General features: G+C 64.8%; 4 protein-coding genes. All 4 read right to left on the bottom strand.

Going from position 1 to position 3,789, the window contains the following annotated elements:
* Window positions 1-181: 181 nt before the first annotated feature.
* Window positions 182-1,681, bottom strand: coding sequence for an IS66 family transposase (locus ABDV69_RS20450; RefSeq protein ID WP_343577600.1), 1,500 nt, complete (start codon window positions 1,679-1,681; stop codon window positions 182-184).
* Window positions 1,682-1,751: 70 nt separating this feature from the next.
* Complete coding sequence (locus ABDV69_RS20445) at window positions 1,752-2,663, bottom strand: Druantia anti-phage system protein DruA (protein ID WP_343577598.1); 912 nt, start codon at window positions 2,661-2,663, stop codon at window positions 1,752-1,754.
* A 234-nt stretch (window positions 2,664-2,897) separates the two neighbouring features.
* A complete protein-coding gene (locus ABDV69_RS20440; RefSeq protein ID WP_343577597.1) occupies window positions 2,898-3,275 on the bottom strand; it encodes a pilus assembly protein TadG-related protein in 378 nt (125 codons plus the stop codon).
* Window positions 3,276-3,322: 47 nt separating this feature from the next.
* Entirely contained in the window at window positions 3,323-3,700 is a 378-nt protein-coding gene (locus ABDV69_RS20435) for a TadE/TadG family type IV pilus assembly protein (protein WP_343577596.1), read from the bottom strand.
* Window positions 3,701-3,789: the final 89 nt, after the last annotated feature.

Below are 3,789 nucleotides of genomic sequence, written 5' to 3'. Positions count from 1 at the left end.
GCGTTCGGGCGATGGCATCGCTGCGGAGGTTGACGGCATCGATGGTCACGCTGAGAGCGTCGTCGAGTTGTCGGGTAACGATTGGATCGGCCGGGGAACTTGGGTCGCGTAGGGTCCAGCGAGGTGGTGATGTCGTGGTCCTCGCATCGGGTTCGATCGACTGAGTGCCCGATGAGGTTGGTCAGCTCCGCTGGGGGATCCAGGCCTTTCCGGCGAACAACGCGGTGAGCACCTCTATCGGCTCGAGGCCGTGCTTGGCTGCGGTTGAAAGGTAGGAGCGTACGGTGGCGAGGCGCTCAGCGCCGTGCATCGCCCGGAAGGGGCCGCTGATCTTCGAGTGCAGTTTCACCATGCGAAGGTCGGACTCAGCCTGGTTGTTCGTGAAGGGAACACGCAGGTCGGTGGCGAAGCGTACGATGTCGTCCTTACGCTGTTTCATCGCTTTGGCCAGGTTGTACGACTCTTTTTCGAGCTCGTCTCGTTTTCGGCCAACCGGGGTGGGGTTGAGCGAGAGTGCCTCGTCGACGATAGCGTCGTAGCGGGAGAGGAAGCCGGCCAGGGTCTGTTTTGCGATCCGGCTGTTACCGGCTGTCCTAGCGGTCTGTGCGGCCAGCTTCATCTCGATCAGCACTGCGGTCATCGACGTCGCCCAGTGTGCTTGGGTAGTGATCGCTGCGACCGAGGCTAGATCCCTGACTAGGTGAGCACAACAAATCGCATGAGACGCCTTGTCGTAGCCGAAGTACTGGGCCAAGCGGTCATGGACCGCGATGCCGGTGAAGTCAGGGAACAGCCCGGTGCGCTCGGTGCCTTCCTTGCCCCGGGTCACATCCGCGTGCAACAAGGTGTAGAGCTCGTTGCTCGCGACGTGGAAGTAGATTCTGTCTTTCTTCAGGTAGTCGAAGGTCTCGTCGACGTGGACGACCTCGCTGCCGAGCAGGTGGGCGAGGACAGCGGCCATGAAAGACTCGAGCCCATCTGCTCCCTCTGTGTAAAGATGGTCCAAGAACCCTGTCGAGACCTCGACGCCGAAGAGGTCACGGATCGCTTCAGCACAACGCTCGACGGGTAGGTGCTGGTAGCTGAGGAGGTACAGGCCGATCGCCCGGAGCTTGGGGCCGTAGGAAACATAGGACCGGGCCTCTTTCGGAAACGGTCCCTTGGTTTTTGTTCCGCATTGACACAGCTTCGTCTCGGCCCGGTGCTCGGTGGTCTCAAGTTTTGGTTCAGGCAGGTCCATGACCTGGCGGACCTCGACGTCTTCGACCGGGACCCCAGCGAGATCCCTACCGCAGTTCGAACAGCACGGCGGCGAGTGGATCTCGACGTTGTCGGGGTTCTCCACTTGGGCGAGGTGCTTGCCATCCGAGCCGGGCTGCTTGCCGGGTTTGCGTCCCATAGCTCGCCGGGCGGCACGGTTCGGGCTTTCCTGCTTGGCTTTTTTCGTGAAACGGTCAGACGATGGAGGCAGCGAGGAGTTCGATGAGTCTTTCCCCAGGCGCTTTTCTAACTCGGCGACCTTGCGCCGCAGCTGGTCTATCAGGCCCGCCAGGGCGGCCTTCTCGGTTGTCAGCTCAGCGACACGGGCCTGCAGTGCCTCGATCAGTGCGTGCTGCGCCGCCAGCTCGGCTCGCAGCTGCTCGTTGTCTTGTCCCAGCGAGGTGTGCTCCAACCCGCTCACCGCCTGACCGCGGTCTCGCCCAACAACTCGGCTCGGAAGGCCCTGTGCAGCGGGTAGAGATAGACGTCTTTCACCGGCAACGCCCTTTGGTTGCACCGGTCGAGCTTGCCCGACTTTTGCTCCGCCCGGCTAAGACCCAGTTGGCCGCCCTATAGCACCTACCAGCGTGGCGCCCGACCTCGACGAAGCTCTCCACCAGCACCGGTGCGTAGTGGTAGCGAGCGGTCCACTCGGAGCGCAGCTCGCAGGTGAACGCACCGAGGAGGTAAGAAGCCAGGTAGGGAACCCGAACCCAAGGACAGAGGAGGTAGCGGGGACTGCCGACACCGAGATGAAGTCGTTGCTTGCGGGTCCCGGCCCCCCATCCTATAAACCCAGCCCGATCCGACAGCGCCCAGACAGCAGCACCAAAGCCCACCACGGCAAGCAGGCAACCCTCACAGTAGGCAAGGTAGCGCAACTGTGCCCCACAGCCCGGGGTGCAGCCCGAGTAGCAGAAACACGCGATCGCCTCGTTCCACGTGCGGGTCTGCTCGGTCTTCGACACCGCGAAGATCTCGATCTCACCGAGCTGACAGGCGATCTCAGGGCCTACCTCGATGCTCCTCGCAGACAGACGATGGTAAGCGACCGGCCTCCGACAGGTCAGCTCAGCAAGCACGATCAACCCGTCCGCTGCCATCGCGATCAACGCGACACGAACCGACATGTCCTTCGACCCCCCATCAGGCTTGTACCAGCCGAACGCTTCGCAGACCACCCGGGACATCGCGTAACGCGTCGGATCCCGCCCGACGTAGCGGTAGCCCCCAGTGGCCTGGCTGCCTGCAACCAAACAGCGCTTTGGGGTCTCGGTGCCCTCGCGCACCACGGCCTTCTCGCCAGCGAGGTTGTTGCCGGGCAGAGCCGGCCTGGTGCGAGTCACAAGCTTGAAACTACACAGCACCGAGAGGCGTGTCCAGTCGACAGCGGTGCCGGCCACCGGAGCTACTCCACACCGACCCGCCCGGGTCCACGATTGGTGCAGAGACGTCCTACTCCCCGCAGCTACGCAGCTGCCCAGGACAGCGCGATTCCTCCGGACGGTCCAAGCAGCGGGTGCCCGCGCCCGTGGGGTCCTGAATGGTTACCACAGCGCCCAGGGAATGCCCGCCACAAGGGCAGCCAAGACGACGAGTGCGCCGAGACCCTTTGCGAGGTGTGCGATCCGGGCCATTCAGGGCCCCTGCTCTACGGTCGCGCTGCCGGTGCCCGTGACGGTCAGTTGGTCGACCCCGACGACCGAGAGGATCTGGGTGGGCTCGGTGATGGTGACGGTCACCTCGACGGTCTCACCGGCAACCGTGACGCTCCCGTGCTCGCCGGCTGCGGCAAGAAAGCCCTGCGCGTCGGCGACCGCCTCTGCGGGGTCCAAGGTGATCGTGCCGCTTCGGCGGTAGACGGGGATGTCGATCGCCTGGGCGCCAGCCCGGGCTGCTGCCTGCGCGTCGTTGATGGCGCGCACCTTGGCCGAAAGCGCGAGCCCGCCGTCCAAAACGAGGCCGGCCATAGCGAGCAGTGCCATGGTGAAGATGACGACGAAGGCGGTGACCATCCCCGCCTCCTCGCCGCGAAGCCGGCTCAGCCTGCTGCGGGTCGCGGTCATGGAGCGGGAGCCGAGCGGTAGGTGTCGATGACCGAGGCCGCAGTCGAAAAGATGCGCTCGGTGACGGGCAGGCGCAGTCCAGTCAGGTCACTGAGTGCCACGGCGCAGGTGACGGTGACGCTCACCGATCCGCCGGGCGCGAACCGGACGGTGTTCGTCGAAACTCGGAGGGTGGCGCAGGTGACGTGGTCCGATCCGAGCGCGCCGAGCGCGGTCTGCTCGGCTGCTGCGGTGGCTTCCCCGGGGGTGGCAGCGATCGACGCGGCCCGGGCGGCTTGGGCAGCTGCGCCGTCGACGTTGATCCTCGCCCCGGCAAGTCGCCCGAGCGCGACGACGAACAACAGCAACACGATCAATAGCGGGGCTCCCGGCATGAATGTGGGTCCATCTAGGGATCAAGTTGTGGCACGCGCTCGTGCGGCAGGACGTGCTCGACCGGCCCGAGGGTCAACATGACGAGCGC

The organism is Mycobacterium sp., from assembly GCF_039583785.1.
GTDB lineage: Bacteria > Actinomycetota > Actinomycetes > Mycobacteriales > Mycobacteriaceae > Mycobacterium.
This window is presented reverse-complemented; position numbering and strand designations above follow the sequence as displayed.